At 71.0% G+C, this 3402-nt stretch carries 3 protein-coding genes; 1 reads left to right on the top strand and 2 read right to left on the bottom strand.

All coding sequences use genetic code 11. From position 1 onward, the window contains the following. Positions 1–375 (top strand): type II secretion system F family protein (locus FUT87_RS16110; protein WP_186830570.1); only part of this gene is annotated, 375 nt, incomplete at its 5' end. Between the two features lie 121 nt (positions 376–496). On the opposite strand, the gene FUT87_RS16105 is transcribed toward FUT87_RS16110, so the two are convergent. Next, a complete protein-coding gene (locus FUT87_RS16105; protein WP_147241671.1) occupies positions 497–1777 on the bottom strand; it encodes a histidine-type phosphatase in 1281 nt (426 codons plus the stop codon). Beyond that, positions 1777–3402, bottom strand: a 1626-nt coding sequence (locus FUT87_RS16100; protein WP_147241670.1) for a TonB-dependent receptor domain-containing protein, incomplete at its 5' end; no start/stop codon positions are given. The genes FUT87_RS16100 and FUT87_RS16105, both read right to left, overlap by 1 nt.

Below are 3402 nucleotides of genomic sequence, written 5' to 3'. Positions count from 1 at the left end.
GGCGCCGGCGTGCCCATCCTGAAGGCGCTGCAGGCGGCGGCGGAGACGCTGTCCAACCAGGCGATGCGCGCCGACGCGCTGGACGCGCTGGCGCAGGTCCGCGAGGGCGCGCCGCTGGGCGCGGCGCTCGCCGGCAAGAAGCGCTTCCCGGGGCTGCTGTCGATGTTCGCGCGCCTGGGCGAGCAGACCGGCCAGCTGCCCGACATGCTGCAGCGCGCCGCGCGCCAGCTCGGCAACGAGGTCAAGCGCCGCGCGATGACGCTGGCCACGCTGCTGGAGCCGCTGCTGATCGTGGCCATGGGCGGCGTGGTCATGCTGATCGTGCTGTCGGTGCTGCTGCCGATCATGGACATGAACAAGCTGGCGGCGCAGTAGCCGGGCGCGGCGCGGCGCTTCGTCCGGCGGCAAGCAGCGGCTTCGGCTGCTTCGGCTGCTTCGGCTGCTTTGCTGCCTTGCTGCGTTGACCGCGTCGGCCGCTTCCGACCGCTTCCGACCGCTAACGGACGAACGGCCGGACCGGCTCGGCCGCCGGGACCGCCGCCGTGTCGATCACCTGATCGACGAGGTCGGCGAATCGACCCAGCGGGCACCCCGAAGCGCCGCCACACCCGGGTACCGCCACCGGCTTCACGGCCATGTCGCCCGGCGCATCGAAGCGGCCGCGGCGCAGCGCGCTCAAGGTCGGCATCGCGATGCTCAGCCGCACCTCGGCCCTGGCCGCCCCGGCGACAAGATCGAAGACCAGCGCGCCGCCTGGCGGATAGTCATCCGGCCGTGCCGGGTCATGCCAGTCCAGGCCCAGCAACCCGGCCACCGCCGCCAGGTTGGTGTCGTGCCCGACCAGGAATACCGTGCCGGCGCCCGCCGCCTGCGCATCGCCCGCGAGCGGTCGCGCGTTGCCCGCGCGCAGCGCCGCGGAGATCCGCGCCAGCAGATCGGAGGCGCGCCGCCGCGCCGCGACCGGATCGTCCTTCCACTGCTGCGCGAACGCCGCGTTGTGCAGTTCAACGATCCGACCGATGCCGGACTCGTCCAGGCGCCCCCAGGCTGGCGCTGGCAGGCCCTCGACGTACTCCAGCATCAGGTTCTCCGCCAGCGTCCCCATCGGCTTGCGTGGATCCGCCTGGTCGACCAGCAGTTGGTGCCCCGACGCGCGGGCCGCTTGCCGATCCGCTTCGCGAGCGCCGCCGATGAGCACGGCCTGGAGTTCGTCCAGCCCGTCCTTGGGAATGCGGTCCCGGCGCTTGACCGCGTCGGGGGAGACCTCCTCGTCCGACCCGGCGCTGCCCTGGAAGAGCGGATCGTGCTGCCCCGCCGGCAGGCCGAAGTGGCCAGCCTCCGGGCAACCGGGCAGCAGCCCCTCCATCAGCGCCTTCGCGCTCGCGTGGTTCCTGGGCGTGCTGTCCGAAATCACGAGCAACGGCGCCCCGGCACCGGCCGATGCCGGACATCTCGCCGCGGGCCGATCGAAGCCGAGCTCGGTTCGCCACCAGCCGCCCAAGGCCTTCATCGCCGCGATGCCATGCGGCGTCAGTTGTCCCGGCGCGACCGGCCACCGCGCCCAGGGCTCGGTGGCGAAGGGCGCGAGCGCCTCGGGCGACTTCGTCGGCGAGCGCACGCCGTGCCGCATCAGCACGATGCGCAGCGCCGACGTCTGCCCGGTCCGCGAGGCCGGCGTTCCGGCGTCCTGCGCCGGAGACTGCGCCCGCGCCGCCGGCGTCGTCAGCATCAAGGCCGCCACCGCGGCGGCGACCGCGCTCGCGACGCGCGCGCCCATCAGAACTTCACCGCCATGTCGACGAACGCGCCCCGGCCCGGCAGGCCGAAGTACAGCGGCGCGCCGCCCACCGACTGGTTGCCGGCGAACGCGGTGAGCTTCCTCGCGTTGAACAGGTTGTTGACGTCGAGGCTGACGGAGAAGCCCTTCGTGCCCCAGGGCCCCTGGTCCGCGCGATAGCCGAGCGCGGCGTCCACGCTGCTGTAGCCCCCCAGGCGCTGGCTGTTGGCGAAGACGGTGTTGCCCTTGGCATCGGTCGTGTTGTCGACGCCGTATTGCGCGCCGACCATCTTGGTCATCAGCGAACCGAACAGCCCTTGCTTGTCGCCGTAGATCAGGCCGATGGCCGCGGTCGCCCGCGGCGTGCCAGCGACCCGCACCGACCCGCCCTTGTAGGTCGCGTGGTTGAGGCTGGCGTTGGCGTACAGGCTGAGCTGGCGCGTGAAGGCATAGGTGCCCTCGACCTCGATGCCCTTGTAGACCGCGCCGCCCGCGTTGACGTACACGCTCTCGCTGCCCGCGCCGCTGTCGATCGTGGTCTGGCTGATGTAGTTGCCGAAGTCGACGCGATAGACGTCGGCGCCGAAGTTGAACTCGCGCGTCGCATAGGCGGTGCCCAGCTGGTAGTTCGTCGTCAGCTCCGGATCCAACCCGCGCGCGCCGTTGAGCTGGATCACGTTGACCGGCGGCGCCAGGAAGCCCTTGGCGACCTGCGCGTAGGCGGACCAGTCGTGGCTCAGCTGGTCGTGCACGCTGATCGAGGGCAGCCAGGCGTCATAGGTCGCGCTGGCCTTGAGCGGCGCCGGCGGCGTCGACTTGTTGAGCTCGGCATCGATGCCGCGGCGCACGCTCGAATAGCGCAGGCCCGGGCTCACGGTCACGCCCTCGGCCGCCTTCCAGTCGTACTGCACGTAGGGCTGGAAGGTGTCCGTCGTGTCCTTCAGCCGGTAGTTGTCGGCATAGCCGTACTTCGTGCCGGTGGCCGTGCCCGTGGTGAAGTCGACCGGCGTCTGCCAGCGCGCGTCGTCGTTGCGCTCCACCCAGGCGCCGAGCTGTAAGCGCCCCGGCCCCGCTTCGCGCGCCAGGCGCAGCACGTCGCCATAGGCATGGAAGCCGTTGTCGGCCCGCTTGCCGGGGACGTCGGTCGCGACCTTGGTGGTCTTCTTTCCGGCCGCGTCGTAGAACTGCACGCCGTTGTGGGACGGATCGGTGTCGGTGGGATCGCTGGTCTTGTCCGACGCGTGGTCGAAGTCGTTGAAGTAGACCTTGTTGTCGACCGTCCAGCCGCCCAGCGTCGAGGTCACGCCGAGGTAGGTGAAGCTGGACCGGTAGCTCGCGCCGTTGTAGCCGGCATAGGTCTGCAGCGACGGGTCGTCGCCCAGGCCGAAGCGCCAGCCGTGCTGCGCGATCTGGTCGAGCGTCGCGCCTTGCACCGTGTTCTGGCGTTCGCGGTTGACGCTGGTGACGAAGGTCAAGGTCGTGTCGTCGCCCAGCGCGCTGACGGTCTTCAGGAACAGGTGCTTGCGGTCATCGCGCGTGTGCGACAGGAAGGTGTCGCTGGACTCCTTGGAGACCTCCGCGAAGACGCCGGTATCGCCGAAGTTGTGGTCCACCGACAGCCCGGC

The organism is Mitsuaria sp. TWR114 (assembly GCF_007997345.1).
The sequence above is the reverse complement of the archived record's forward strand: the minus strand, read 5'-3'. Positions and strand labels throughout refer to the sequence as shown.

Excerpts from the sequence above, each read along its gene's own strand:
- FUT87_RS16105 (WP_147241671.1), bottom strand. The coding sequence starts at position 1,777 with ATGGGCGCGCGCGTCGCGAGCGCGGTCGCCGCCGCGGTGGCGGCCTTG.